Origin of the sequence: Apilactobacillus pseudapinorum (assembly GCF_040369555.1) — a bacterium.
Lineage (GTDB): Bacteria > Bacillota > Bacilli > Lactobacillales > Lactobacillaceae > Apilactobacillus.
On sequence record NZ_BAABVU010000021.1, the window covers coordinates 1 to 536 of the forward strand.

The 536-nt window shown below is 50.9% G+C and carries 1 rRNA gene; it reads left to right on the forward strand.

The features are described 5' to 3' along the window. Positions 1–512 (forward strand): 16S ribosomal RNA (locus tag ABWU86_RS03815); the annotation flags it as partial. Between the last annotated feature and the right edge of the window lie 24 nt (positions 513–536).

A 536-nucleotide genomic window follows, 5' to 3' on the forward strand; every position in this document is an offset into this window, starting at 1 on the left:
CGGGGACAGAATGACAGGTGGTGCATGGTTGTCGTCAGCTCGTGTCGTGAGATGTTGGGTTAAGTCCCGCAACGAGCGCAACCCTTATTATTAGTTGCCAGCATTTAGTTGGGCACTCTAGTGAGACTGCCGGTGATAAACCGGAGGAAGGTGGGGATGACGTCAAATCATCATGCCCCTTATGAGCTGGGCTACACACGTGCTACAATGGATGGTACAACGAGTCGCGAAACCGCGAGGTCAAGCTAATCTCTTAAAGCCATTCTCAGTTCGGATTGCAGGCTGCAACTCGCCTGCATGAAGTTGGAATCACTAGTAATCGTGGATCAGCATGCCACGGTGAATACGTTCCCGGGCCTTGTACACACCGCCCGTCACACCATGAGAGTTTGTAACACCCAAAGACGATGGGGTAACCTTTTAGGAGCTAGTCGTCTAAGGTGGGACAGATGATTAGGGTGAAGTCGTAACAAGGTAGCCGTAGGAGAACCTGCGGCTGGATCACCTCCTTTCTAAGGAAATTACGGAAACTTACA